Source organism: Streptomyces prunicolor (genome assembly GCF_045162825.1).
GTDB classification, from domain to species: domain Bacteria; phylum Actinomycetota; class Actinomycetes; order Streptomycetales; family Streptomycetaceae; genus Streptomyces; species Streptomyces prunicolor.
Window position 1 is genome coordinate 726,972 of record NZ_CP108676.1, and the last position, 24,979, is coordinate 751,950.

Genomic DNA, 24,979 nt, shown 5'->3' on the forward strand with positions numbered 1-24,979 from the left:
CGATAAAGTTAAGGAGCCTTACTAGACTCGTCAAGAGGCTGTCCAGGATGCCGGAGAATGATGCGATGCCCGCCAGTGACGCCGTGGAGCGACCGGACCAGCCCTGGAGCCGGCAGCGGCTGCGCAGTACCAACGCGCGGCTGCTGCTCGACCGGCTGCGCACCGCAGGTGCCGCATCCCGCGCCCAACTCGCCCGCGACACAGGCCTGTCGAAGCCCACGGTCTCCAGCGCGCTCGCCGCCCTGGAGGAGGCGGGGCTGGTCCACGAGGTCGGCACACAGGCCCCGGAGCGCGGCCGGACCGCCGTGCTGTACGCCCCCGATCCGTCCGCCGGATACGCCCTCGGGATCGACATCGGCCGCAGCTGGCTGCGGGTCGCGGTCGCCAATCTGGACGGCGAGGTGGTGGCCCGCGCGGACGTCCGCAACCGGGCCCGCAGCTCGGGCGCCATGGCCGAGCTGGTGGTCGCCACCGCCCACCAGGTCGTCGCGAACTCCGAGGTCGAACCGGCCGCGGTCGTCCACGCCGTGGTGGGCACGCCGGGTGTCTACGACGAGCAACGGCGCCGGGTGCGGTACGCGATGCATCTCCCGGGCTGGGGCCGGGCCGGACTGTTCGACCGGATGCGGGAGGAGCTGGGCGTCCCGCTGGAGGTGCACAACGACGCGAATCTCGCGGCGCTGGGCGAGTACACGTACGGCGTCGGCGCGGGCAGCCGGCTGTTCGCGTACATCATGATCGGCACCGGTCTCGGGATGGGGGTCGTCAGCGAGGGGCGGCTGTTCACGGGGGCGCACGGCGGGGCCGGGGAGATCGGGTTCCTGCCGTGGCCGGGGCAGCAGAAGCCGGAGACGCTGGAGGACGCGGTCTCCGGGGTCGCCGTCGTGGAGGCCGCCCGCAGGTTCGGCATGAGCGGGCAGCAGCTCACCGCGAAGGCCGTGTTCGACGCGGCCCGGCAGGGAAACGCCGCCGCGATCAAGGCAGTTGAGCTGGAGGGCGAGCGGATCGCGCACACGGTGGCGGCTGCCGCGGCCGTCCTCGATCCGGACCTCGTCGTCCTGGGCGGCGGTGTCGGACACAGCGTGGATCTGCTGCTGCGCCCGGTGCGGGAGAACCTGCGCGCCCTCACTCCGCTCCGGCCGAAGATCGTGCCCAGCGCGCTGGGCGAGGACGCGGTGCTGCTGGGTGCCGTGGCCACCGCGCTCGGCACCGCGCGGGACCTGGTGTTCGAGCGTCACTCGGCATCCTGAGCAACTCACCCACGGACACAGGTGTTTGACAGACATCGCCCAGCGCCCTACCTTCTGGTGCGGTTAGTAAAGCTTCCTAACTTGACGAGGCTGGAGACCGCCGTGTTCCACCGCCCCGCCGTTCCCCCACTCCTCAGAGGCCGTCTCGCCACGGCCGCGGTCGCGCTCGGCCTGCTGGGCACCCTGACCACCAGCGCGTGGGCGGGGGCCCGGGAGTCGTCCCCGCCGCAGCGCGCGCAGCTCCCGGCGACCGCCGTACGCTCGACCGCCGGGACCGCCACCCCGCTGTCCGGCTACGCGATCCAGTCGTCGGCCAAGGTCACCGACTCCGCCGCGGCCGTCTCCTCCCCCGGCTACCAGGCGACCGGCTGGCACCCGGCGGGCGCCCGCTCGACCGTCCTCGCGGCCCTGATCGCCGACGGCGTCTACCCGGACCCCTTCTACTCGACCAACCAGCAGAAGATCCCGAAGGCCGACTTCCAGGTGCCGTGGTGGTACCGCAGCGACTTCACGGTCACGGACCCCGGCAAGCGCACCTACCTCGACTTCAGCGGGGTGATCTCGGCGGCCGACGTCTACGTCAACGGCAAGCGGATCGCCACGGCCGCGGACGTCAACGGGGCTTACACACAGCACGAGTTGGACGTCACCTCGCTCGTCCGCTCCGGCACGAACACAGTCGCCTTCCGCATCCGGCCGAACGACCCGAACAAGAACCTCACCATGGGCTGGATCGACTGGCTCCAGCCGCCGCCCGACGAGAACATGGGCATCGTCCGTGACGTCCTCGTCCGGCGCGGCGGCCCGGTCGCACTGCGCGACGCACATGTGGTGACGAAACTTGCCGTGCCGTCGCTGGCCAGCGCCGACCTGACGGTCAAGGCGCAGGCGCGCAACGACTCGAACGCGCCCGTCACGGCGCGGGTCCGGGGCAGCATCGGCAGCACGGCCTTCGAGAAGACCGTCTCCCTCGCCGCACACGAGACGAGGACCATCACCTTCGGCCTCCACCTCACCTCCCCCAAGGTCTGGTGGCCCGCGGGCATGGGCGGCCAGCCGCTCTACGGCCTCGACCTCACCGCTTCCGTGAACGGCGCCCCCTCCGACACCACGCACCAGACCTTCGGCATCCGTGATGTCCAGGCCCCATTGAACTCCGACGGCGCCCGCCAGTACCGCATCAACGGCCGCAAGTTGCTGATCAAGGGCGGCGGTTGGTCACCGGACGAGTTCCTGCGCTGGGACAAGACCTACGTCGAGGACCGCCTGAAGTACGCCCTCGACCTGGGCCTGAACACCATCCGCCTCGAAGGCCACATCGAGCCGGACGAGTTCTTCGACCTGGCCGACCGCTATGGCATCCTCACCCTCCCCGGCTGGGAGTGCTGCGACAAGTGGGAGGGCCAGGTCAACGGGGACGAGCGGGGCAACCCGTGGACCGCCGCCGACTACCCGGTCGCCAAGGCGTCGATGACCGCCGAGGCCGCCCGGCTGCGCGACCATCCGAGCGTGATCTCCTTCCTCATCGGCAGCGACTTCGCCCCCGACGCGAGGATCGAGAAGACGTACCTGGACGCCTTGAAGGCCGCCGACTGGCACACTCCGGTGGTCGCCGCCGCGTCAGACAACTCATCCCCGGTCAGCGGCAGTTCGGGCATGAAGATGACCGGCCCGTACGACTGGATCCCGCCGAACTACTGGTACGCCAAGCGCGAGGGCGGCGCCACCGGCTTCAACTCCGAGACCAGCGCGGGCCCCGACATCCCCACCCTCGACACCCTGCGCCGCATGATGACCCCGGCCGAACTGGCCACCCTCTGGAAGGACCCGAGCGCCAAGCAGTACCACCGCTCCCCGTCCTCCACCTTCAACACCCTCAAGCTCTACGACAACGCCCTCACCGGCCGCTACGGCCCACCGACGAGCCTCACCGACTACGTCCGCAAGGCGCAGCTGGCCCAATACGAGAACGTGCGGGCCCAGTTCGAGGCGTACGAACGCAACGCCACCGACGCCTCGAAGCCGGCGACCGGAGTCGTCTACTGGATGTTCAACAGCGGATGGACCTCCCTGCACTGGCAGTTGATGGACCGTTACCTCGACCAGGGCGGCGCCTACTTCGGCGCGAAGAAGGCGAACGAGCCGCTGCACATCCAGTATTCGTACGACAACCGCTCGGTCGTCGTGGTGAACAACCGGAACGCGTCGGCACGCCAACTCACCGCTCGCGCAACGCTGTTCAACACCGACGGCACGAGGAAGTACGACAAGAAGGTGACCGGGGTGAAGGTCTCCGGCGGCGGCGCGCACAGCACCGCGCTCACCCTGCCCTCGCCCTCATCCGTGAGCGGACTGTCGACGACGTACCTGGTACGGCTGACGCTGACCGACGCGTCCGGCAAGGAGGTGAGCCGGAACGTGTACTGGCTCTCCAGCAAGCCCGACACGCTCGACTGGGCGCACACCGACTGGTATTACACGCCGACGACGAGCTACGCCGACCTCAAGGGGCTCAACTCGATGGCGCGGGCGCCGATTTCGGCGACGGCGTCGACCAAGGCCGACGCGCACGGCATGTCGACCACGACGGTCACGGTGCGCAACGCCGGGACGGGCAAGAGTTCGGGGAAGGGCTCGGGGAAGACGCCTTCACTCCTCACCGACGTCCATCTCGTGGACTCGGCGGGCAAGCCGGTGCTGCCGGTGGAGTGGTCCGACAACGACGTGAGCCTGTGGCCCGGGGAGTCGGTGACGCTGACGGCGACCTATCGGACGGCGGATCTGCACGGGTCGGCGCCACGGGTGCGGGTCTCCGGGTGGAACACACCGGAGCGGACGATCCCCGCACGGTGAACACGTAAGCCCCGTAAACCGGTGGGGCCCGGCCGCCGCCGGGCCCCACCGGTCGTCGTCAGCTGACGTTGAGCGCCGTGTCGTCGATGACGAAGGACGTCTGGAGGGTGGACCCTTCGACGCCGGTGAATTTGATGGTCGCGGTGGTGCCGGCCAGGGAGGAGACGTCGAAGGACTTCAGGACGTATCCGGAGGCCGCGTTCAGGTTGGAGTACGTGGCCAGGGTGGTGGAGCCGGCGGTGACCGTCAGCTTGTCGTAGGCGGTGCTGGTGGTGGTCTCCGCGGTGTCGATGTGCAGATAGAAGCTGAGGGTGGCGGAGCAGCCGGACGGGATGCTCACCGACTGGGACAGGGTGTCGGTGGTGGCGGTTCCGTAGCCGTCCAGCCAGGCCTTGTACGAACCGGTACGGGCGGCCTCGCTGCTGGACGTGGTGATGACGCCGCTGCTGGCGGTCCAGGTGGTGTTGCCGGACTCGAAGCCCGGGTTGCCGAGCAGCTGGGCGGCGGTGCAGGTGCCGTCGCCGCCTCCTCCACCACCACCGCTGGTGCCCTCGCCGGCCAGCCACGCGGTGGCGTTCAGGGCCAGAGGTGCGTTGGTGGCGCCGGTGTCGTTCCAGCCGTCGTAGAGCGTGTTGCCGGACTGGCCGGTGCCGTCGTCGACCGGTGAGGTGTCGCCCCAGAAGGCGACCCGGCCGCTGCCGAAGGTGCTGGTGGCGAAGAAGGCGCCGGTGTTGCCGGAGTAACCGCTGCGGTAGAGCAGGCCCTTGACCGTGGAGTTGTCGGCGGGCTTCAGGGTGGCCGTCGTGCCGTCGGCGATCAGGCTCTTGGTGACCGTGCCGAAGGAGCCGTGCAGGACCGGGTCGGTGCTGTCGCTGATCGCGGCCGGGTAACCGGAGCTGATGTCGAGCGTGTCGATGGAGAAGCCGAACGGGTCGGTCGAGTCGACGCTGTTGTTCGTCATCAGGTCGTTGAAGATCTCGACCGCGTCGTAGCCGTCGCTGTTGCGGTCGGCGCCGGTGTGGTCGGAGATCATGAAGAGGCCGCCGCCGTTCTTGACGAACGTCATGATCGCGGTCTTCTCGGCCGTCGTGAACAGCGTGTTGGGCTCGGGCAGGACCAGCGTGTCGAAGTTCGACAGGTCGGTCGTCGACGAACCGCCGTACGTCAGCGCGCTCGTGGCGGTCTTCAGGCTGTAACTGCCGGTCTTCTGCAGGGCGACGCCCCACGAGGAGAGTGCCCCGGTCCAGTCCGTCTCGGCGGACGGGGAGGAGTCCTGGGACAGCGGGTCGGGCTTGCTGGTGGAGATGATCCAGTCCGCGTTGCCCGCCTCCTCGGCGTGGCCGTCGTCGAACAGGACGCGGTGCGTGGTGGCCGCGTGTGCGGGCGTGGCCGTGGTGGTGACCTGGAGGGCGGCCCCCGTGACGAAAAGTCCCAGGCCGGCGAGGGCGGTGGTGAGTCTGCGGCGGGATCTTCTGGATCCAAGCATCCGACGAACCTCCATGAGGGGATGGGGAAGGGTGCGGTGCGGGCGCCTGATCTGCGCGCGTAGAACGGTAGTTGGGGAGTTCTACACGCGTTGAACGATTGAAAGGTACATGGCATATAGGGGTGGTGAACAGAAAGTCCCGGCAATAACAGGCAACAGAACTCCGGCGGACTGCCTTGGCATCCAGCGGGCACATGAAGAGAGCAGGACTAACGACAAAGAGGGGCGGAGATGGAGATCTCGGGCATCATCAGTGCCATCATCATCGGCATCATCATTGGCGTGCTGGGACGGCTCGTCGTCCCTGGGCGCCAGCACATCGGCGTGCTGCTGACGATCGTCGTCGGCATCGTGGCCGCGCTGATCGGCGCGGCGATCGCATCCGGCCTTGGGGTCGCCGACACCAAGGGCATCGACTGGATCGAGTGGCTCATCCAGATCGGCCTGGCAGGGGTCGGCATAGCCGCGCTGGACCGGTCGAGGGCGCGCCGCTGAGCGGGCGGCGGGACGTGCGTCGCGGGTGAGACGCGGGACATGCGTCACGGGTGAGACCGGGCGGCGGCCGGCTTCTGCGGGCCTGCCGCCCGATCCCCCGTTTCCCGCGCCCGCACTCCTCCTCACTGCTCCTCACGACTCACGGCGAACCCCCGTCACCACGCATCACTCCGCTCGTCGGGCCGTAGACCCGCAGTCGGTTGAACCGACTGCGGGTCTACGGCTCGTAGATGTACGGCGTGGTCGTGGTCAGCGGGGAGAACCCGAGGCGTTCGAGGATGGGACGGCTCTGGTCGGAGGCGTCGACCTGGAGGTAGCGGTAGCCGCGGTCCGCGGCGATACAGGCGCGGTGGGCGATCAGCGCGCGGTAGATGCCACGACCCCGCCAGGCCTCGACCGTGCCACCACCCCATAGGCCGGCGAACCGGGTGCCGGGGACGAGTTCCATCCGGGCCGCGCTCACCGGTTCGTCACCGGCGAGGGCCACGACGGCGACAACTGTGTCGGGTTCGGCGGCGAGTTGGTCCAGCAGGCGGGCGCGCAGCCGGCTGCTGTCCGTACCGAAGGCCTTCTCGTGGACGTCCGCCACGAGGTCGACGCCGGCGCGGTCGGTGGCGGGCAACAGGCGGATCCCGTCGGGCAGTTGGGCGTCAAGGGTGAGTGCGGAGACCTCGCCGATCATCAGCGTCTCCTGCGGCTCGGACGTGAACCCGGCCGCCGTCAGCCGCTGCCCGAGATCCTTCGGCAGGTCATGGCCGTAGAGCTTCCACTCGAAGTCGCGGCCGAGTTCGGTGAAGTACGCGACCTGCTCGGCGATCGCCGCGTCGGCGCCGGCCTCGTCCAGGTCCGACCACAGCACACCGTTCCACCCATGTACGTCGGCGACATGGCGCACCACTCCCCCGACCCGCTCGACGCGGGCCCCGGGGCCGTCGGGTTGGGCACCTTCGCGCAGTTCGCGGTCGTGCAGGGCGAGTACCGTGGCGTGATCCATGCGGCCACTTGAACATCCGCGGGCGGCCCCGGCAACGGGATTACGAGCCCCGCACCGGCGCGTCCGCCCGTACCGCCGCCAGATACGCGCTCAGCCGGTCGCGGTTGCGGGCCAGACAGTCGATGCGGGCCTGGATCCGGTCGACGTGGTCGCTGAGCAGGGCGGCCGTCTCCGGGGACAGGCAGTCGGCCGGGACATGGATCTCGTCCGGGCCGGAGAGATACGGCAGGATCGCGCGGATCATCTCGGTGGTGAGCCCCGAGTCCAGCAGGCCCCGGATCTGCTGGACGTCCCGGACCGCGGGTTCGCCGTAAAAGCGGTAGCCGTTCTCGGTGCGGTCGGGGTGCAGCAGGTCCTGTTCCTCGTAGTAGCGCAGCAGGCGGGTGGGGACGCCGGTGCGGCGGGAGAGCTCGCCGATCTTCATGACTGCCTCACGCCTGACTCCAGGGGCTCGCTTGCCTTCACACTGATGTGAGGGTTCGACCATGGTCCCATGACCGCCGCATCCCCGGCCAAGGGCACCGCTCTGCCCTGGTCCGGGCTCCTCGCCCTGTCCACGGCCGCCTTCACCGCCGTCCTGACCGAACTGCTCCCCGCCGGGCTGCTGCCCCGGATGGCACCGGCCCTCGGCGTCTCCGAGGCGCGGGTCGGCTTTCTGGTCACGGGGTACGCGGTCGCCTCCTTCCTGGCCGCGATCCCGGTCACCGCGGCCCTGCGCGGGCTGCCGCGCCGCCCGGTCCTCGTCGGTACGCTGCTGGGCTTCACCTGCGCCAACGCGGTGGTCGCGCTGTCGCCGTCGTACACCGTCACCTTCGGCGCCCGACTGCTGGCCGGGGTCATGGGCGGCACCATGTGGGCGATGCTCGCCGGGTACGCGGCCCGGATGGTGCCGGTCGAGCGGCGCGGCCGGGCCATCGCGATCGTGCTCGCCGGAATCACCCTCGCCCTCTCCCTGGGCGTGCCCGCAGGCACCGCGCTGGCCGGGGCGGTCGGCTGGCGCACGGCATTCGGCATCCTGGCCGGGCTCGCGGTGCTGGTGGCGGTCTGGATACGACTGCGGGTCCCCGCCATTCCCGGTGAACTCCCGGGCGCACGCGTGCCGTTGAGGCGCGTCGTCATGCTGCCCGGGATTCCCGCCGTCCTGTCGGTCACGCTGTTCCTGCTGCTGGGTCATCAGGTGATGTACACGTACGTCGCCCCGTTCGCGGCACACACCGGCTACGGCCGTACGGACATCGTGCTGCTGGTGTTCGGGGTCGCCACGGTCGTCGGGATCTGGGCCACCGGGGTGCTCGTGGACCGGTGGGCGCGGCCCACACGGTTGGGCGCGATGACACTGCTCGTGGCAGTCATGTGTGTGCTTGGCCTATGTGGCCACTCACCTGTACTTCTGCTCGGTTCGGCCGCCATGTGGGGAGTCGCCTTCGGCGGGGCACCGACGCTGATCCAGACCGCACTCGTCAACGCCTCCGGCCCCGAACACGCCGATGTGGCAACGTCGTTGCAGACCACGGTGTACAACGCGGGCATTGCCGGGGGTTCGTTCACCGGTGGGCTGGCTCTGTCGGGGTGGGGCGCGGGGGCGTTGCCCTGGACAGCATTGCCATTGATCGCGGGCGCGCTCGTCACGGCCCTGCTGGGGAGCCGATACGCCTTTCCGGCGACACCGATGGAGGCCGAGAGGCACGTCAACTCGCCCTGTTCATAGGGGTGATGCCCCTTGGGCCACCAACCGGCGCCGATGTAAGCGCCCCAAAGGGGCGCGGGGAACTGCGCGACCAGCCCCCACCGGCCCGCAGACGTACAACAACGGAGCACGCCGGACCCGCCTTCTTACCCCTCCCCGAAGTAATGCCCCGTCTCAAGATCAGCGATCAATCCAACCTCACCCGGTTCCCACCCCGTCTGCTTACGCGTCACCGTGCTCGACGCCGGGCAGTCCAGCGAGGCGACGAGGCCAAGGAAGCCGAAGTGACCGACGGCCTCCTCGGCGGGCACACTTCCCGTCGGGACACCGAGTCGGCGAGCGATGACCTCCGCGATCTCCCGGAGCGGCACCGCCTCGTCCCCGACCGCGTGGTACTGCGACCCCGCCGGCGCCGACTCCAGAGCCCACCGGTACAGCCGGGCCGCGTCGAGCCGGTGCACGGCGGGCCAGCGCGCGCTCCCGTCGCCGACGTACGCCGACAAGCCCTTCTCCCGTGCCACGGCGATGAGTTGGGGGACGAACCCCTTGTCGCCCACGCCGTGCACGGACCGGGGCAGCCGGATGACCGACGACCGCACCCCGCGCTCCGCCAGCGCGACCGCCGCGATCTCGGACGGCTGCCGGATCGCCGAGAACGACCCGGGGTCGACGTGGTCCTCCTCCGTCGCCACCCTCCCGTCACCGAGCCCGGGCGTGCCCGAGGTGACCACGAACGGCTTGTCGGTACCGGCGAGTTGCTCACCGATCGCCTCGATGGCGCGCAGGTCGGTGGCGCAGTTGGCGGCGAAGTCCGTGAAGTCGTGGATGAACGCGAGATGGCAGACCCCGTCCGCCGCCGCGGCGCCCCCGCGCAGACTGTCGAGGTCGTCGAGCGAGCCCCGGTGCACGGCGGCCCCCACGGCCGTCAGCGCCTCGGCGGACGCGTCCGAGCGGGCCAGTCCGGTGACCGTGTGCCCGGCGTCGAGCAGTTCACGGACCACGGCGGAGCCGATGAACCCGCTGGCGCCGGTGACGAAAACACGCATGGTGCGTTCCTTCGATGAAGTGGGTGCGGAACGGTGCTGTGCGATGCGGCGTTCCGCTGTGTTTCCATCGTGGTCGGGGCCCGGGTTCCCGGTCCAAAGCCTGTTTCGCATGGCGCAATACGGATCAGGCATCACCACAGTTCACAGGGGTACACAGCCGAAGACTCCCCGATCCCGCGCCGTACACTTCGGGCATGACGGAACTGCCTCCCGCGCCCGATCTCGAACTGCGTCTCGTGCGGTACTTCATCGCCGTCGCCGAGCAGCGTCACTTCGGCCGCGCCGCCGAGGCTCTGCACATCACCCAGCCCTCGCTGAGCCGTCAAGTCCGGCGCCTGGAGGAGCAGTTGGGGGCCCGGCTGCTGGACCGCACCCCGCAGGGCACCCGGCTCACGGAGGCCGGGGAGGTGTTTCTGCCGCGCGCAAAGGCGTTGTTGCGCTCCACCGCCCAGGCCGCCGCCGAGACCCGCGCCGCCGCGGAACCCAGCCGCCTCACGGTCGGCTACATGGCGAACCTCTACGTCACCCCGGCCGTACGCGAGGTGCGGCGCCGGCATCCGGACGCCGATGTGCACGTCGTGCATCTGGCCTACGACGATGTGCGCGCGGCCCTGCTGGAGCGGCGGGCTGACGCGGTGGTGGGCCGACTGCCCTTCCCCACCGACCAGTTGGACGTCACGGTCCTCTACGACGAGCCGCGCATCCTGCTCGTGCCGCTGGACCACCGGCTGGCCGGCAAGGAGTCCGTCACCCTGGACGACATCGCCGACGAGCCGCTGCCCCAGACGCCCGGCGCGGACCCGGCGTGGAGCGCGTTCTGGCGTATCGACCCCCGGCCCGACGGCCGCCCGGCACCCGGTGGTCCGGTCATCCGGGCTCTGGAGGACAAGTTCGAGTTCGTCGCCGACGGACAGGCCGTGGCCATCACGGCCGGTCTGCAACCCGGCCAGACGATCCGCCCCGACATCATGGCGATCCCCCTCCACGGCGTCGAACCGAGCCATGTCGCCCTCGCGACCCGCTCCGGCGAGCACAACCGCCTGCTGTCCGCGTTCCGGAAGGCGGCCCGCGCACTCCTCAAGGCACCGGCGGAGCAGACTGAGGAACACCCCTACGGTTCCTAGGAGTTGGCGTCCTCCGCTCTTGTCCGCGGGACCTCTCCGCGATGATCTGCCCGACCCGGTCGTGCCGGACGACGGAGGCCCCACCGGTCGTGTACCCGGTGGGGCCTTCCGTTCCGGCGCAGGTGCTGGGGTCAGCGTCCCGCCCTGGGGCGGTAGCGGCGGTACAGGGCGGCGCCGCTCAGGAGGAGGGCCGCGCTCGCGGCGGCGGCCGGGATTGTGTTGTCAGCACCTGTGTGGGCGAGCGACGCCTCGGCGGCGGGTTGGGCGGGGTTGCCCTCCACCTCCGTCACCGGTCGTGGCCCCGGGTGCGGCTTCGACGGCGTGGGCGGCGCCGGGGTCGGCCGCGTGGGGTGGTGGGGATGGTCGCCCGAGGTGTTCTCGGAGTGGTTGCCCACGGTCGGGTTGCCGACGCCGACCACGCTCACGGAATTGCCGCTCAGGTTGACGGGGAGGTGGATCGGGAGTTGCACTCCGTTGCCGGAGAGCAGGCCCGGCGAATCCTTTTCGCCGCCCTGTGCGACGGCGCCGCCGCGCGGTCCACCGGAGCTCTTACCGCCGCTCCGCTTCCCACCGCCCGCTTTCGCGCCGTCTTCGTTGGCGCACGTGTTCCCTGCGGCGGGATTGAGGAGCCCCACCACGTTCACGGTGTTCCCGCACACGTTGACCGGCACGTGCACCGGGAGCTGAATGGTGTTGCCGGACACCACCCCGGGCGAACCGGCCGCAGCGCCGTCCGCGCCGGAGTCGGCGAACGCCGGCATCGCCACAGCCATCGCACCGGACGCGGCCGCGACGGCGATCACACCGTTTCGGGCAACCCGTTTCATAGGTTCCCTGCCTTCCAGAGATGTAGCGGGCACACACCCGCACCGAATAAAACGCGGGCGCACCATCCGAGTTATGGCTTATCGGCCTTTCACTCCATCGAGCGTCACGGTTATCGAACTACTCATAACGACTCCTCATCGGTCAGATACCACACGGGTCGGAAACCACTAATAGGAAAACCCCTTAGGCCTATTGAAGGGGCGCAGAATACGGCACCGATCAGCACTCCGCCCGCCGGGAGGCGGGGCCCGTGAGGCCCGCTTATCGTGATCGAAGGCGCTGGTCACGGCGCGTTCTTGGAGGCATTGATGCTGGCCAGGCTGTCATCGCGGCCCGCGTTCCGGCGGTGCGCGTTCACCGGGGTCCTCACGCTGGCACTGCTCGGCGCGGGGCTGCCCGCGCTCGCCACGGCCGCCGACGGGCCGCAGGCCGACCTGTCCCGGTTCTACCGGCAGAGGGTGAAGTGGGCCGCGTGCAAGGACCCGGACGCGCCCAAGGACCTGCAGTGCGGGAAGGTCAGCGTCCCGCTCGACTACGCGAAGCCCGGCGGTGGGACCCTCGATCTCGCGCTGGCCCGTTACCGGGCGACCGGGAAATCGAGGGGGTCGGTGCTGCTGAACTTCGGCGGTCCTGGTGGCGCGGGTGTCCGTGAACTCGCCTCGGACGGCAAGGAGTTCATGGATCTGACGAACGGCTACGACGTCGTCACCTTCGATCCGCGCGGCGTCGGCCAGTCCTCTCCGGTCAGTTGTGGCGAGGGCACCGACCAGGGCTCGGGCGCGGTCGACGAGGACGCCACCGAGAGCAGTGATCCGAAGGTCGTCCTCAAGCAGTTGCGGATGGCTGCCGCGACCTGTGCCAAGTACTCCGGCCCCGTCCTGCCGCACATCGGCACGGTCAACGCCTCCCGGGACCTGGACGTGATGCGCCAGGCCCTCGGCGACAAGAAGCTCAACTACCTCGGTTTCTCCTACGGAACGCGGCTCGGCGCGGTGTACGCGGCCCAATTCCCCAAGAAGGTGGGCCGGTTGGTGCTCGATGGCGTCGACACCCTCACCGAACCGCTGTCCGAGCAAGGGATCGCGGGCGCCGAAGGACAGCAGACGGCGCTGGAGGATTTCCTCAACTGGTGTGTGCAGGACATCGCTTGTCCCTTCGGGACCGACGCGCGATCGGCGCCGGACCGGGCCGTACAGCTCGTCCGCTCGCTCGACCAGGACCCGGTGCAGACGGACTTCGGCGACCCGTTCTCCGGCCAGGACCTGGTGGGCTCCATCAGCCAGGCGCTGTACAGCAAGCAGATGTGGCCGACGCTGGAGCGGGCCATCGCCTCGCTGGTGGAGGACGGTGACACGCGAGCCATCATGGCGTTCTCGTCGGGCGGCACCGGCCTGCCCGGCCTACCCGGTCGGCGCGGGAGCGGCGGGATCGTCGACGCGCAGGACGTCCCGCTCGACAACCTCCCGGCCGCACTGATGGCCATCAACTGCGCCGACGACCCCGACCGCCCCACCGCCGAGCAGATCACCAGGAACCTGGACGGCCTGCGCGCCCAGTACGAGGAGGCCTCTCCGGTCTTCGGCCGTTACCGGCTCACCGAGGTGCTGATGTGCTACGGCCGTCCCCGGGGCACGGACTACATCCGCGACGACGTCAAGAACGTGGGCTCGCCGAAGATGCTGCTCGTCGGCACCCGGGGCGACCCGGCGACGCCGTACCGCTGGACCGTGGAGACGGCCCAGCGGCTCGGTTCCTCGGCTGTGGTGCTCGACAACAAGGGTGAGGGCCACACTGGTTACGCCTCTTCCAAGTGTGTACACACCAAGGTCAACGACTTCCTGCTGTACGGCTCGCTGCCGCCCAGCGGAAGTTCGTGCCAGCCGGACACCGCCGAGGTCCCCTGAGGGGCCGCTCAGCCAAGCACGATCTCGGGCTTGTAGAGGTCCATCCAGAGCGCCAGGTCGAGGGCGCGTTCCAGGCCGCGGCGGCCCGCCTGGGTGCTGATGGGTGTGTCTCGGTGGGCGGCCTGCCGGAGCCGCTCGCGGTCGACGAGGTCGAAGACCGGGTGGGAGGGCCGGGCGAGGAGGTCCTTGGCGTGGTCCTGGAGGGCGACCGCGTACTTGGGGTCCTGGGTGGAGGGGTACGGGCTCTTGACCCGGTCGTAGACGGACTTCGGGAGGACGTCCGCGGTGGCCTCCCTGAGCAGGGTCTTCTCCCGACCGTCGTAGGACTTGAGGGCCCAGGGCGTGTTGTAGACGTACTCGACGAGCAGGTGGTCGCAGAACGGGACGCGGACCTCCAGGCCGACGGCCATGCTCGCGCGGTCCTTGCGGTCGAGCAGGATGCGGACGAAGCGGGTGAGGTGGAGGTGGCAGATACGCCGCATGCGGTACTCGAAGTCGCTTTCCCCGTCGAGGCGTTGGATGCCGGCGACGGCGGTGCGGTAGCCGTCCGCGATGTACGACTCGGTGTCCAGGGCCTTGGTCAGGTCGGGGCGCAGTACGTCGGCGTCGTCCCCGAAGTGCTGGCCGAAGCGCACCAGCCAGGGGAAGGTGGCGGCGCGGCGGGCCTCCTCGTCGAAGAACTGCAGGTAGCCGCCGAAGACTTCGTCGGCCGACTCGCCGGACAGGGCGACGGTGGACTGGTCGCGGATGGCGCGGAACAACAGGTAGAGCGAGGAGTCCATGTCGCCGAAGCCCAGGGGGAGATCGCGGGCGCGGAGCATCTTCGCGCGGACGTCGAGGTCGGCGAGGGCGTGTACGTCGAGCAGGATGTCCTGGTGGTCGGTGCCCGAGGCGCGGGCCACGTCGTGGACGTAGGGCGTGTCGGGGGTGCCGCGCAGTTCGTCGGCGACGAAGTTCTCGTTCTGGCCGACGAAGTCGACGGCGAAGCTGCGCACCTTCTCGCCGTGCTCGGCGAGTTGGCGGGCGGCGATCGCGGTCATCGCGGAGGAGTCGAGGCCGCCGGAGAGCAGGGTGCAGCGGGGTACGTCGGCGACGAGTTGGCGGCGCACGATGTCGTCGAGGAGGGTGCGGACGTGGGCGACGGTGGTGTCGCGGTCGTCGGTGTGCGGGCGGGTCTCCAACTGCCAGTAGACGCGGCGCCGTTGGCCCGAGCGGGAGACGGTGACGACGGTGCCGGGCTCGACCTCGTGCATGCCGTCCCAGATGGCGTGTCCGGCAGTCTTGATCATGGTGAAGAGTTCGCGCAGGCCGTCCAGGGTGACCCTGGCGCGGGCCAGCGGGTTGGCGAGAATCGCCTTCGGTTCGGAGCCGAACAGGACGCCGTCCGGGGTCGGTTGGTAGTAGAAGGGCTTGATGCCCATGCGGTCGCGGATCATGACCAGTTGATCACGGCGGCCGTCCCAGATCGCGAAGGCGTACATGCCGTTGAGGCGTTCGGCGACCGCGTCGCCCCATTCGAGATAGCCGCGCAGCACGACCTCGGTGTCGGAGTCGGTGGTGAACCGGTGTCCCCTGTCGGCGAGTTGGCGGCGGAGTTCGGTGAAGTTGTAGGTCTCCCCCGAGTAGACGAGCGCGACCGTGCCGTCCGCCGTGTCGACGGTCATCGGCTGCCGGCCGCCGGGCAGGTCGATGATCGCGAGTCGGCGGTGTCCGAGGGCGGCGGGACCCTGGACCCAGGTGCCGCGGTCGTCCGGGCCTCGGCAGGCCATCGTCTCGGTCATTGCATCCAATGTCGCGGCCTCTGTGCGCAGTTCACGGTCGAAGGAGACCCAGCCGGTGATGCCGCACATGCGTTACCTCCTGCGTCCGGTCCGCCGGTCGGAGGTCACTCACCTGCGTCTTTCCCTGTGTGACCCACACCCGCCGAACCAGTTGTATCGAGCACCTACATGACGAGCGTGTGGCACACCCACAGGGCCGGTCAACATGCCCGTAACCTGAACGGCCGCTCCGACCCCGCGTTTTCGGCCGCGCTTTGCGCACCCGAGATCCACGGATCGGGTCTCCACCGGGTGGTTCTCGTCAGGAATCGGCCACGGGCAAAGAGTTGCTCAACAACCGCGAAGCGCCCGGACGTTCAGAACTCCACCGGGTCCCGCACGATCGGGCAGGTCATGCAGTGCCCGCCACCCCGGCCGCGTCCCAGCTCGGCGCCGACGATCGTGATGACCTCGACGCCGGCCTTGCGCAGCAGGGTGTTGGTCTGGGTGTTGCGGTCGTAGGTGAAGACCACGCCCGGCTCCAGCGCGACCGCGTTGTTGCCGCTGTCCCACTGCTGACGCTCCGAGGCGTAGACATCGCCGCCCGTCTCCACGATCCGCAGTTCGGGCAGGCCGAGTGCCTTGGCGACGACGTCGGTGAACGGGGTCGAACCCTCGTCGACGATGTCGATCCCGGGTGCCTTGTCGCCGGGGCGCAGGGAGAAGGTGTGGACGGCGTCCATGATGGTCGGGTACAGGGTCACCAAGTCGCGGTCGGCGAAGGTGAAGACGGTGTCGAGGTGCATCGCGGAACGCAGCTTCGGCATACCGGCCACGACGACGTGCTCGGCGGCACCGAGATCGAAGAGCGCCTTGGCGACTTGGGTGATGGCCTGCCGCGAGGTGCGCTCGCTCATGCCCATGAGGACCACGCCGTTGCCGACGGGCATGATGTCGCCGCCCTCGAACGTGGCCTGCCCCCAGTCGAGTTCGGGGTCGCCCCACCAGACGACGGAGCCCGCGAAGTCCGGGTGGAAGGTGTAGATCGCCTTCATCAGGAGGGTCTCGTCGTGCCGGGCGGGCCAGTAGAGCGGGTTGAGGGTGAGACCGCCGTAGAGCCAGCAGGTCGTGTCGCGGGTGTAGAGGGTGTTGGGCAGGGGCGGCATCAGGTATTCGCGGACTCCGGTCGACTCGCGGACGAGGGCGACGTAGTCGGTGCGGTAGTCGTCCGGGAGGTCGGTGGTGGCGAGGCCGCCGATCAAGTACTTGGCCAGTTCGGCGGGTTCGAGGCTCTCCAGGTAGGCGCGGGTCGCGTCGACGATGCCGAGGCCGACCTCGTTGGCGACGATCTTCCGGTCCAGGAGCCAGTCCTTGGCGGCGGGGATCGTCATGGTCTGGGCGAGCAGTTCGTGCAACTCGATGACGTCGACGCCGCGTTCGCGGAGTTTGTTGACGAAGTCGGCGTGGTCGCGCTGGGCGTTCTCGACCCACATCACGTCGTCGAAGAGCAGGTCGTCGGAGTTGGTCGGGGTGAGCCTGCGGTGGGCCAGTCCCGGTGCGCAGACCAGGACCTTGCGCAGTCGGCCGACCTCGGAGTGGACGCCGTACTCATGTCGGTCCACGGTGTCTTGAGTGGTCACGGTGCACGCACCTTTCCGGAGGTCGGAGGCGAGGTCAGAGGCTGATCCAGCCCAGTGCCAGGGCGATGATCCCGACGACGGCGCCCGCGACGGAGACGGCGAGGATCACCAGTTCCCGGGCCGAGAAGGGCGAACGCCCCTGTTCCCTGCGGGCCTTGACGAACAGGAAGGTGGCCGGCGCGTAGATGATGAGCGAGACGAGGAGGTACTTGAGTCCGGCCGCGTAGATGAGGAACGCGGTGTAGACCGTGGCGAGCACGGCGACCACCAACTCGCCGCGCCCCGCGCGAGTTCGGGTGAGCGCGATCCGTACGGCGAAGCCCGCCGCGAGCAGGAACGGGATCAGCGTCAGTGAACTGGTCAGGTCCAGTGCGAAGTTGAAGGCGTCGTCGGAGAAGTAGGTGACGACCAGCACGAGTTGGCTGAGCAGCGTGGTCATCACGAGTGCGGGGACGGGCACGTCGGCCGCTGTCGACTTCTTCAGGAAGCGCGGCATGTCGTCGTCCTTGGCGGCCACGAACAGCACTTCGGCGGCCATCAGTGTCCAGGCGAGATAGGCCCCCAGCACGGAGACGATCAGCCCGACGCTGACGAAGACCTTCCCCCAGGTGCCCACCACGTGCTCCAGCACGCCGGCCATGGAGGGCTGCCGCAGTTCGGCGATCTCGCCCATCGGCATCAGGCCGTACGACACGATCGTCACCGACGCGAAGACGGCGAAGACGCTGAGGAAGCCGAGGACGGTGGCGCGTCCGACGTCCTCGCGGCGCTTGGCGTGCCGGGAGTAGACGCTGGCACCCTCGACGCCCAGGAACACGAAGACGGTGGCCAGCATGGTGCCCTTGACCTGCTGGAACAGGGAGCCCGCGTAGTCGGCGCCGCCGAAGTTCTCGGCGAAGACATGGGGCTTGAGGTAGAAGAGCGCGAGGACGACGAAGACGAGGATCGGCACGACCTTGGCGACGGTGACGATCCGGTTGATGGCCGCCGCCTCCTTCACACCGCGGCTGATCAGCAGGAAGAAGAGCCACAGTCCGACCGAGGAGAGGACCACCGCGAGGACGGTGTCGCCCTCGCCGAGCGAGGGTGCGATGGTGCCGATCGTCGACATGATCAGCACCCAGTACGTCACGTTGCCGACGCAGGCGCTGGCCCAGTAGCCGAACGCGGCGAAGAAACCGAGGTATTGACCGAACCCGGCCTTGGCGTAGGCGTAGACACCGGCGTCGAGGTCGGGTCTGCGGACCGCGAGGGTCTGGAAGACGAAGGCCAGCATCAGCATGCCCGTGCCGGCGACGGCCCAGGCGATCAGGGCGCCGGCCACGCCCGTCTCCTGCGCGAACCGGCGCGGGAGCGAGAACACCCCGGCCCCGACCATCGAGCCGACGACCATGGTGGTCAGCGTCGGCAGGGTCAGTTTGGCGGTGGAGGTACCGGTGTCAGTGGTGGCGGCTTGCGTCACCCGAGGGACGTTAGCAACCAATTATCCGATTTGCCTGGCGGGCTTCCCCCATATGCCCCGTCCGTCATTCGGCCCTATCGTGCTGTTATGGAGCACGCACTGAGTCCCGCCACGCTTACCGAACTGCGGCGCCCGCGCCCCTACCCCGCGGTCTCCGTGCTCACCCCGACGCATCGTCGCGAGCCCGACAACGCCCAGGATCCGGTCCGGCTGCGCAATGTGCTGGCCGAGGCCAAGAAGCAGCTGGAGGCCGATCCCGCGGTCCCCCGGGAGCGGCGCATCGACGTCTCCCGGCAGCTCGACCAGGCCCTCGCCGAGGTCGATCTGGCGCACGCCGAGGACGGACTGGTGATCTTCGCCGCGCCGGGTGAGCACCAGGTGTGGTCCCTCGCCAGGTCCGTGCCGGAACGTGTGGTGCTCTCCGACACGTTCCTCACCCGCAACCTCGTCTCCGCGCAGGCCTCCGAGCGGCCGTTCTGGGTGCTGTCGCTCGCCGCGGACCGCGTCACGCTGTGGAACGGCGGAGTCGACCGGGTCGTCGAGGACCACACCGGGGGCTTCCCGCTGACCCGCGACCACCGGGACAACTTCGACGCCGAGCGCCAGGAGCGGATCGGCGACATCCCGAGCACCTTCCGCGACGAGGACACCCGCCACTTCCTGCGCGAGGCCGACACCGCGATGGGCAGGATCCTGCGCGAGCACAGGCGTCCGCTCTACATCACCGGCGAACAGGCCGCCCTGTCCGCACTGGACGAGGTCGGCAGCGCCACCAAGGGCGCCGCGCACATCGCGCACGGCGGCCTCGCGCACGGCACACCCGACGCCGTGTGGCAGGCCGTACGGCCGCTGGTCGACGCCGAGGCGCTCAAGAGCACCGTCGGCGTGGCCCGCGAGCTCGAATCGGCGCGCGGGCGCAAGGAGTTCGCGGCCGGCGTCGACGAGGTCTGGCAGAACGCCCGCGAGGGCCGGGTCCGGCTGCTGGCCGTCGAGGAGAACTACCGCGTCACGGTCCGCGACGACCACGGCGACCATCTTGTCCCGGCCGACAGCGACGACCTGGACGCCCGCGAGGACATCGTGGACGAGATCGTCGAACAGTGCCTGGAGACAGGCGCCGAGGTCCGCTTCGTCCCCGACGGCACCCTGACCTCCGCCGACGGCATCGCGGGCGTGCTGCGCTACTGAACCCACCTCGCTGCGGAGTCCCGCACATTCCGGAGGCCCCCTCCCCCTACGGCGTACGCTACGGCGTGATCGTCGACGTAGAGGGAGTGCACACGTGGGAGACCTGCTGGGCGTGGCCGTACTGGGTGCGGGACACATGGGAGCCGACCACATACGACGCGTCGACCAGGTGGTGAGCGGCGCCAGGGTCGCCGCGGTGGCGGACCCGGACACCGATCGTGCCAAGGAGGCGGTGGCCGGTCTGGACGCGGTCACGGTGCACGAGGACGCCGTGGCCGCGCTCGACGCCCCCGGAGTCGCGGCGGTGCTCATCGCCTCACCGGGTCCCGCACACGAGGAGGCACTGCTCGCGGCCTTCACGCGCGGGCTGCCGGTGCTGTGCGAGAAGCCCATGGTGCCCGACTCCACCGGAGCACTCCGGGTGGTGGAGGCGGAGGCACGGCTCGGGCGCCGGCTCGCACAGATCGGGTTCATGCGGCGCTACGACGCGGAGTACCAGCAGCTCAAGTCCCTGCTGGACAGCGGCCAGTTGGGGCGTCCGCTGATGCTGCACTGCACCCACCGCAATGTGTCGTCGCCGCCCTACTTCACCTCGGCCATGCTCATCGACAGCTCCGTCTCGCACGAGATCGACGCGGCCCGCTGGCTGCTCGGCCAGGAACTCACCGCGGTGACCGTGCTCAGCCCGCGTTCGTCGGCGAACGCCCCACAGGGCCTGCTCGACCCGCAACTCGTCCTCTTCGAGACCGACGGCGGCGCCCTCGTGGACGTCGAGGTCTTCGTCAACTGCCGCTTCGGCTACCAGGTGCGCTGCGAGGCCGTGTGCGAGGCGGGCAGCGCCCGGATCGGCGACGACCACACGATGGTCGTCACCACACGGGGCAGCGCCCACGAGGACGTACCGCTCGACTACCTCGTGCGCTTCGCGGACGCCTACGACCGCGAGGTGCAGTCCTGGGTCGACGCCACCCGGCAGGGCCTGGTCACCGGTCCGAGCGTGTGGGACGGCTACGCCTCCTCCGCGGTCGCCGAGGCCGGGGTCCGGGCGCTGGAGAGCGGCGGCCGGGTGGCCGTGGAGCTGGCCCCGCGCCCGGACCTCTACGCCGACGTCAGTCGCTGACACCGGAGTTGCGGGTCGCCGTCAGCCGCTGACGCTCGCCGCGCCCGACTCCAGGTGCCCGGTGAACCGGCGCGACCAGGTCGCGTCGGAGTCGACGGTGACCGTGAAGTCGTACCAACCGCTCTGGTACGCCACGGCGTTGAAGAAGTCCTCCGTCGACGCGCCCGCGGCGACCGTGTAGGTCCACGGTCCGTCGCCCCGGTAGTGGTTGGAGGTGATGGTGAACTTCACCGACGCGGAGCCCGAGTTGACCATCTTGAAGTAGATCGCGAGCTTGCCGGTGCCCGACTCGACGGCGTAACGGGTGCTCACCGCAACGGACTTGCCCGCCTTCGTCGCGTCGCCCTGGAAGCGGCGCAGGAAACGGTTGGGGCCGACCATGGAGAGGTCGTACGTGCCGCTGCCGTAGCCCGTACCGATGTTGAAGTAGTCGGTGGCGGTGCCGCCCGGGTCGACCGTGTACTGCCAGGGCGTGGTGTCACGGTAGGCGTTGGGGTGGATGGAGAAGTGAGCGGCGCTCTTGGCCGCGCCGCCCTGGTTGGTCATGGCGAACCACGCGAGGATCTTGCCGCTCGCCCCGAACTCCAGGTGATCCAGGTACCCGTTGGGCTGGTACGGCAGCGCGCGGGCGGGCCGCGTGCCGGTCTCCTGTGTGGGCAGGGCGTTGTTCGTCGGCACCGGGTTGGGCAGCGGGCCGCAGGTGGAGAGGCCGATGACACTGGTCGCGGGGAGTGCGACGGAGCCGTACACCGGGTTCGCGAAGTCGAAGACTCCGGTCAGGTCGCCGCTGACCTTGCGGCGCCAGGTGCTGATGTTGGGGCAGGTGGCGGGCTTGCCGAGGGAGGTGGTCCAGGTCTCCAGGAAGCGCAGGACCGAGGTGTGCTCGAAGACCTCGGAGGAGACCCAACCGCCGCGTGTCCAGGGCGAGATGACGATCATCGGGACACGGAAGCCGAAGCCGTAGGGGACGCCGTTGAGGAACTCGCCGTCCGTGCCGGCGGGCGGGACGGGTGGCGGTACGTGGTCGAAGTAGCCGTCGTTCTCGTCGTAGTTGAGGAACAGGACGGTCGAGTCGAAGACGTCCGGGTCGGCGGCGAGGGCCTGGTAGACGAGGCCGATGAAGTGGGCGCCGTCGCCGGGCGGGGCGTAGGGGTGCTCGGAGAAGGCCTGGTTGGGGACGACCCAGGAGACCTGCGGGAGGGTGCCCGCGAGGACGTCGGCCTTGATGGCGGCGGCGATGTCGTCGGGGGTCGAGCCGGTGGTGGCCGGGACGGAGGCCATGCCGCGGTCGTAAAGGGGGCTGCCTGCCTTGGAGTTGGTGAAGTTCTTGAAGTAGGCGCAGGCGTTGTCGCCGTAGTTGTCGGCCGCGTTCTGGTAGACCTTCCAGGTCACTCCGGCGTTCTGCAGTGCCTCGGCGTAGGTCTGCCAGGTCAGGCCGGACTCGTCACCGCCGTCGTAGCTGGAGGAGTCGACCTTGCCGCTCCACAGATAGGTGCGGTTGGGGCCGGTCGCGCTGAGCGTGGAGCAGAAGTAGGCGTCGCAGATGGTGTAGTTGTCGGCGAGCGCGTAGTGGAAGGGGATGTCGGCGCGGTCGAGATAGCCGAGCGAGCGGATGTTGCCCACGCCCGAGACCCAGTTGTCGAGGCGGCCCTTGTTCCACGCGGAGTGCTGTGAGGACCAGGAGTGCGGCAGGTCGCCGTTGCACTGGGCGAGGGTCTCGCCGTCCTTGCCGCCCGCGGCCGGGGTGGCGCTCAGCTTCCACGGGTACTGACGGCCGCCGCCGTTGGGCTGGTTGAAGACCGGATAGCCGCCGCCGAGGGTGATGCCGCTGCGGTCGTCGAAGCCGCGCACGCCCTTCAGGCGCCCGAAGTAGTGGTCGAAGCTGCGGTTCTCCTGCATGAGGATCACCACGTGTTTCACGTCCGAGATCGTGCCGGTGGCCGCCTGTTGGGCCGCGATCGCGGGCCGTGCGCCGGTGCCCGTCGCCATGCCCGCCGCCACGGTCGCACCGAGCCCCACGAAGCCTCTTCGGCTGATCGGTGTCATTCGCCCCACCCTCGTCACGGGCGTGCCCGAGCGGCACACCGCGCGCAAGGGTGCACGGGGTGATCGCCAAGGTCCATACCGGGACGGTGAGATGGAGGTGAACAAAAGTCAAAGTCGGCTCCAGGATGCCGAGTTGCCGTCAAACGATTCCGAACAGGGCGCTCAGCCCCCGGTCGACGACCGCATCCATGTCCTCCTGCCCGGTGGCCACCACGTCGTAGGTCCGCAGCAGGAAGCGGCGCAGTTCCGGGGTGTGGAAGTGGAGCAGGGCGAGTCCGAACGGTGAGTGGAACTCCAGCACCGTACGGGCCCGGCCGCACGGCCACAGGTGCACGTCACCGCCGCCGGCAGGCCTGCGCAGCCCCTCCTCCAGCAGCGAGCGGGCGAAGGTCCAGGTGACTCCGTCGCCGTCGAGGGACACCTCGGGCGGGAAGTCGAGGTGCACGGCCAGCGGGTCCGAGGCGAGGTAGCGGAGCGTGGCGGCCACGGGGATCTCCGTGTCGTCCGCCGTGATCAGCCGGGCTCGGGTGGGCTGTTCGAGGGTGATGTCCATGGTCGGTCTCCACTGCGGGTGTGAGGTCGGCCGGATTGCCGTGTGCCTGTACGACCTCGCAGGTGCCCTTTGCATTACGCGGAACCCCGAATGAATTGATGTGACCTGCGTCACTCTACCGCCGAAGGGTGGGGCTGGTGGTGAATTCGTTGGCGGTGGGGCTGGTGATCCCGGTGAGGTGACCCCATGGACGGGACCGCGGGACAGGCTCGCCGGGCGCGATGGCGCAGGTCGGCGGTGCTTGCGGCCCTGATGCTGGCCGCCTTCACCTTCAACACCGCGGAGAACCTGCCGATCGGGCTGCTGGAGCTCATCGCCGCGAGCCTGCGGGTCTCCGTACCGGCGGTCGGGTTGCTGGTCACCGGTTACGGCGTGACGGTGGCCGTCGCATCCGTGCCACTCGCCCACGTGATGCGGGGTGTGGCCCGACGCCATGTGCTCACGACACTGCTGGCGGCGCTGGTGGTGTCCAGTGTGGTGGCGGCGCCGGCCACTTCGTACGGGCTGCTCCTCGCGGCACGGCTGCTGACCGCGCTGGCCCAGGCGTTGTTCTGGGCCGTGCTGGGACCGGTCGCGGTGGGCCTGTTCGCACCCGGGGTCCGTGGGCGGGTCCTCGGGGCGCTGTCCGTCGCCGGTTCGCTCGCCCTCGTGCTCGGTGTGCCGGCCGGTACCTGGCTGGGCCACCGCGCCGGCTGGCCGGTACCGATCGCCGTACCGGCGGCTCTGGGGCTCGTCTCCCTGGTGACGATCGCCGCGCTCCTGCCCACCTCGCGTCCGGACGAGGAGCAGGCCGCCTACGGCACCCGTCCGGACGCCCGTCGGTTCGCAACCGTACTGGCCGCGGGGACCCTGTCCGCCACCGGGGCGTTCACGGGATTCACGTACATCGTGAAGTTCCTCGGCGAGGTGAGCGGGTTCGAACAGGACACCGTCAGCGTCCTGTTGGTGGTGTTCGGCGTTGCGTGTCCGGCCGGGGTGACCGTCACCGGCGCGGTGCTGGACCGCTTCCCGCAGGCAGCGCTGACGACGGCCGTCGCTGTACAGGCGGTGGGCATGCTCGGCCTGTACGCGGTCGGTACCGAGCCGGTGGCGGCGGTGGTGTTCCTGGTGCTGATGGGCGGCGCGCTCGGTCCGGTGTTCATGACCGCCCAGAACGCGATGCTCCACTGCGCACCGGGCCGCACAGACCTCGCCCTCGCGGCCAACTCCGGTTCCTGCAACGCCGGAATCGCGGCAGGCGCCGCCCTCGGCGGCCTCGTCCTACGGTTCGCCGATGTACGGGACACGTTCCTCACCGGCGGACTGCTGACGGCCGGAGGCTGCGCGGTGCTGCTTGGCGCGGAGGGTGTCGCGTCGCGGGGGTGCTGCGTCGCGGGCCAAGGACCCCCGGACAAGGCCTAGTTGAGGAGACCGGCCGGCCCGACCGACCCACTCTCGCCCGAACGGGCGCCACATCCACCACGACGGCCGCTGACCAGCCGGGCCTGCACGCACCATCACTCGGCACGCAGGCGCTGCGTCACGGACCAACACCCGCTGCACA

At 69.6% G+C, this 24,979-nt stretch carries 19 protein-coding genes; 9 read left to right on the forward strand and 10 right to left on the reverse strand.

Annotation, left to right across the window (positions count from 1 at the left end; genetic code table 11):
* Window positions 1–65: 65 nt before the first annotated feature.
* Window positions 66–1,250: an ROK family protein gene (locus OG588_RS03315; RefSeq protein ID WP_405945945.1), complete on the forward strand. Its 1,185-nt coding sequence runs from the start codon at window positions 66–68 to the stop codon at window positions 1,248–1,250.
* A gap of 102 nt (window positions 1,251–1,352) precedes the next feature.
* The gene (locus tag OG588_RS03320; RefSeq protein WP_405953044.1) at window positions 1,353–4,103 is read left to right on the forward strand and encodes a glycosyl hydrolase 2 galactose-binding domain-containing protein; all 2,751 of its coding nucleotides are present in this window, start codon (window positions 1,353–1,355) and stop codon (window positions 4,101–4,103) included.
* Window positions 4,104–4,161: 58 nt separating this feature from the next.
* Here the strand turns inward: OG588_RS03320 and OG588_RS03325 are convergent, their stop codons facing one another.
* The gene (locus OG588_RS03325; RefSeq protein ID WP_405945946.1) at window positions 4,162–5,589 is read right to left on the reverse strand and encodes a hydrolase; all 1,428 of its coding nucleotides are present in this window, start codon (window positions 5,587–5,589) and stop codon (window positions 4,162–4,164) included.
* Window positions 5,590–5,820: 231 nt separating this feature from the next.
* Between OG588_RS03325 and OG588_RS03330 the strand changes: the two genes are divergently transcribed.
* Window positions 5,821–6,084, forward strand: coding sequence for a GlsB/YeaQ/YmgE family stress response membrane protein (locus OG588_RS03330; protein ID WP_266879694.1), 264 nt, complete (start codon window positions 5,821–5,823; stop codon window positions 6,082–6,084).
* A 217-nt stretch (window positions 6,085–6,301) separates the two neighbouring features.
* On the opposite strand, the gene OG588_RS03335 is transcribed toward OG588_RS03330, so the two are convergent.
* Together OG588_RS03335 and OG588_RS03340 are read right to left on the reverse strand one after the other, a co-directional pair.
* On the reverse strand, window positions 6,302–7,078 hold the full coding sequence (locus tag OG588_RS03335) for a GNAT family N-acetyltransferase (protein ID WP_405945947.1): 777 nt from the start codon (window positions 7,076–7,078) through the stop codon (window positions 6,302–6,304).
* Between the two features lie 40 nt (window positions 7,079–7,118).
* Window positions 7,119–7,502 carry a MerR family transcriptional regulator gene (locus OG588_RS03340; protein WP_405945948.1) on the reverse strand — a complete coding sequence of 128 codons (384 nt, stop codon included), beginning with the start codon at window positions 7,500–7,502 and terminating at the stop codon, window positions 7,119–7,121.
* Window positions 7,503–7,571: 69 nt separating this feature from the next.
* Here OG588_RS03340 and OG588_RS03345 point away from each other — a divergent pair, with 69 nt between their 5' ends.
* The gene (locus tag OG588_RS03345; protein WP_405945949.1) at window positions 7,572–8,786 is read left to right on the forward strand and encodes an MFS transporter; all 1,215 of its coding nucleotides are present in this window, start codon (window positions 7,572–7,574) and stop codon (window positions 8,784–8,786) included.
* 125 nt (window positions 8,787–8,911) lie between these two features.
* Here OG588_RS03345 and OG588_RS03350 read toward each other — a convergent pair whose 3' ends face one another.
* Entirely contained in the window at window positions 8,912–9,811 is a 900-nt protein-coding gene (locus tag OG588_RS03350; RefSeq protein ID WP_405945950.1) for an SDR family oxidoreductase, read from the reverse strand.
* 194 nt (window positions 9,812–10,005) lie between these two features.
* Between OG588_RS03350 and OG588_RS03355 the strand changes: the two genes are divergently transcribed.
* Window positions 10,006–10,935 (forward strand): LysR family transcriptional regulator, encoded by a 930-nt coding sequence (locus OG588_RS03355; protein WP_405945951.1) that lies wholly within the window; start codon window positions 10,006–10,008, stop codon window positions 10,933–10,935.
* Window positions 10,936–11,066: 131 nt separating this feature from the next.
* On the opposite strand, the gene OG588_RS03360 is transcribed toward OG588_RS03355, so the two are convergent.
* On the reverse strand, window positions 11,067–11,762 hold the full coding sequence (locus OG588_RS03360; protein ID WP_405945952.1) for a chaplin: 696 nt from the start codon (window positions 11,760–11,762) through the stop codon (window positions 11,067–11,069).
* A 309-nt stretch (window positions 11,763–12,071) separates the two neighbouring features.
* Between OG588_RS03360 and OG588_RS03365 the strand changes: the two genes are divergently transcribed.
* Entirely contained in the window at window positions 12,072–13,667 is a 1,596-nt protein-coding gene (locus tag OG588_RS03365) for an alpha/beta hydrolase (RefSeq protein ID WP_405945953.1), read from the forward strand.
* 8 nt (window positions 13,668–13,675) lie between these two features.
* On the opposite strand, the gene asnB is transcribed toward OG588_RS03365, so the two are convergent.
* The 3 genes from asnB to OG588_RS03380 form a co-directional block, all read right to left on the reverse strand.
* The gene (gene asnB, locus OG588_RS03370) at window positions 13,676–15,517 is read right to left on the reverse strand and encodes an asparagine synthase (glutamine-hydrolyzing) (RefSeq protein ID WP_405945954.1); all 1,842 of its coding nucleotides are present in this window, start codon (window positions 15,515–15,517) and stop codon (window positions 13,676–13,678) included.
* Window positions 15,518–15,804: 287 nt separating this feature from the next.
* Window positions 15,805–17,067, reverse strand: a complete 1,263-nt coding sequence (locus OG588_RS03375; RefSeq protein ID WP_405945955.1) for an arginine deiminase — start codon at window positions 17,065–17,067, stop codon at window positions 15,805–15,807.
* A 34-nt stretch (window positions 17,068–17,101) separates the two neighbouring features.
* On the reverse strand, window positions 17,102–18,529 hold the full coding sequence (locus tag OG588_RS03380) for a basic amino acid/polyamine antiporter (RefSeq protein ID WP_405945956.1): 1,428 nt from the start codon (window positions 18,527–18,529) through the stop codon (window positions 17,102–17,104).
* An 87-nt stretch (window positions 18,530–18,616) separates the two neighbouring features.
* Between OG588_RS03380 and OG588_RS03385 the strand changes: the two genes are divergently transcribed.
* Together OG588_RS03385 and OG588_RS03390 are read left to right on the forward strand one after the other, a co-directional pair.
* Window positions 18,617–19,717, forward strand: a complete 1,101-nt coding sequence (locus OG588_RS03385; RefSeq protein WP_405945957.1) for a chemotaxis protein — start codon at window positions 18,617–18,619, stop codon at window positions 19,715–19,717.
* A 94-nt stretch (window positions 19,718–19,811) separates the two neighbouring features.
* A complete protein-coding gene (locus tag OG588_RS03390; protein ID WP_405945958.1) occupies window positions 19,812–20,837 on the forward strand; it encodes a Gfo/Idh/MocA family protein in 1,026 nt (341 codons plus the stop codon).
* Between the two features lie 21 nt (window positions 20,838–20,858).
* Here the strand turns inward: OG588_RS03390 and OG588_RS03395 are convergent, their stop codons facing one another.
* Both OG588_RS03395 and OG588_RS03400 read right to left on the reverse strand, forming a co-directional pair.
* The gene (locus OG588_RS03395) at window positions 20,859–22,883 is read right to left on the reverse strand and encodes a phosphocholine-specific phospholipase C (protein ID WP_405945959.1); all 2,025 of its coding nucleotides are present in this window, start codon (window positions 22,881–22,883) and stop codon (window positions 20,859–20,861) included.
* A gap of 139 nt (window positions 22,884–23,022) precedes the next feature.
* Window positions 23,023–23,436 carry an SsgA family sporulation/cell division regulator gene (locus OG588_RS03400; RefSeq protein ID WP_405945960.1) on the reverse strand — a complete coding sequence of 138 codons (414 nt, stop codon included), beginning with the start codon at window positions 23,434–23,436 and terminating at the stop codon, window positions 23,023–23,025.
* 252 nt (window positions 23,437–23,688) lie between these two features.
* Here OG588_RS03400 and OG588_RS03405 point away from each other — a divergent pair, with 252 nt between their 5' ends.
* Entirely contained in the window at window positions 23,689–24,837 is a 1,149-nt protein-coding gene (locus OG588_RS03405; RefSeq protein ID WP_405953045.1) for an MFS transporter, read from the forward strand.
* Window positions 24,838–24,979: the final 142 nt, after the last annotated feature.

What these genes read in the sequence shown, in the direction of transcription:
- OG588_RS03315 (WP_405945945.1), top strand. Translation starts at nt 66, where the DNA reads ATGCCCGCCAGTGACGCCGTGGAGCGACCGGACCAGCCCTGGAGCCGG.
- OG588_RS03325 (WP_405945946.1), bottom strand. Translation starts at nt 5,589, where the DNA reads ATGCTTGGATCCAGAAGATCCCGCCGCAGACTCACCACCGCCCTCGCC.
- OG588_RS03330 (WP_266879694.1), top strand. Translation starts at nt 5,821, where the DNA reads ATGGAGATCTCGGGCATCATCAGTGCCATCATCATCGGCATCATCATT.
- OG588_RS03335 (WP_405945947.1), bottom strand. Translation starts at nt 7,078, where the DNA reads ATGGATCACGCCACGGTACTCGCCCTGCACGACCGCGAACTGCGCGAA.
- OG588_RS03340 (WP_405945948.1), bottom strand. Translation starts at nt 7,502, where the DNA reads ATGAAGATCGGCGAGCTCTCCCGCCGCACCGGCGTCCCCACCCGCCTG.
- OG588_RS03345 (WP_405945949.1), top strand. Translation starts at nt 7,572, where the DNA reads ATGACCGCCGCATCCCCGGCCAAGGGCACCGCTCTGCCCTGGTCCGGG.
- OG588_RS03350 (WP_405945950.1), bottom strand. Translation starts at nt 9,811, where the DNA reads ATGCGTGTTTTCGTCACCGGCGCCAGCGGGTTCATCGGCTCCGCCGTG.
- OG588_RS03355 (WP_405945951.1), top strand. Translation starts at nt 10,006, where the DNA reads ATGACGGAACTGCCTCCCGCGCCCGATCTCGAACTGCGTCTCGTGCGG.
- OG588_RS03360 (WP_405945952.1), bottom strand. Translation starts at nt 11,762, where the DNA reads ATGAAACGGGTTGCCCGAAACGGTGTGATCGCCGTCGCGGCCGCGTCC.
- OG588_RS03365 (WP_405945953.1), top strand. Translation starts at nt 12,072, where the DNA reads ATGCTGGCCAGGCTGTCATCGCGGCCCGCGTTCCGGCGGTGCGCGTTC.
- asnB (WP_405945954.1), bottom strand. Translation starts at nt 15,517, where the DNA reads ATGTGCGGCATCACCGGCTGGGTCTCCTTCGACCGTGAACTGCGCACA.
- OG588_RS03385 (WP_405945957.1), top strand. Translation starts at nt 18,617, where the DNA reads ATGGAGCACGCACTGAGTCCCGCCACGCTTACCGAACTGCGGCGCCCG.
- OG588_RS03395 (WP_405945959.1), bottom strand. Translation starts at nt 22,883, where the DNA reads ATGACACCGATCAGCCGAAGAGGCTTCGTGGGGCTCGGTGCGACCGTG.
- OG588_RS03400 (WP_405945960.1), bottom strand. Translation starts at nt 23,436, where the DNA reads ATGGACATCACCCTCGAACAGCCCACCCGAGCCCGGCTGATCACGGCG.
- OG588_RS03405 (WP_405953045.1), top strand. Translation starts at nt 23,689, where the DNA reads ATGCTGGCCGCCTTCACCTTCAACACCGCGGAGAACCTGCCGATCGGG.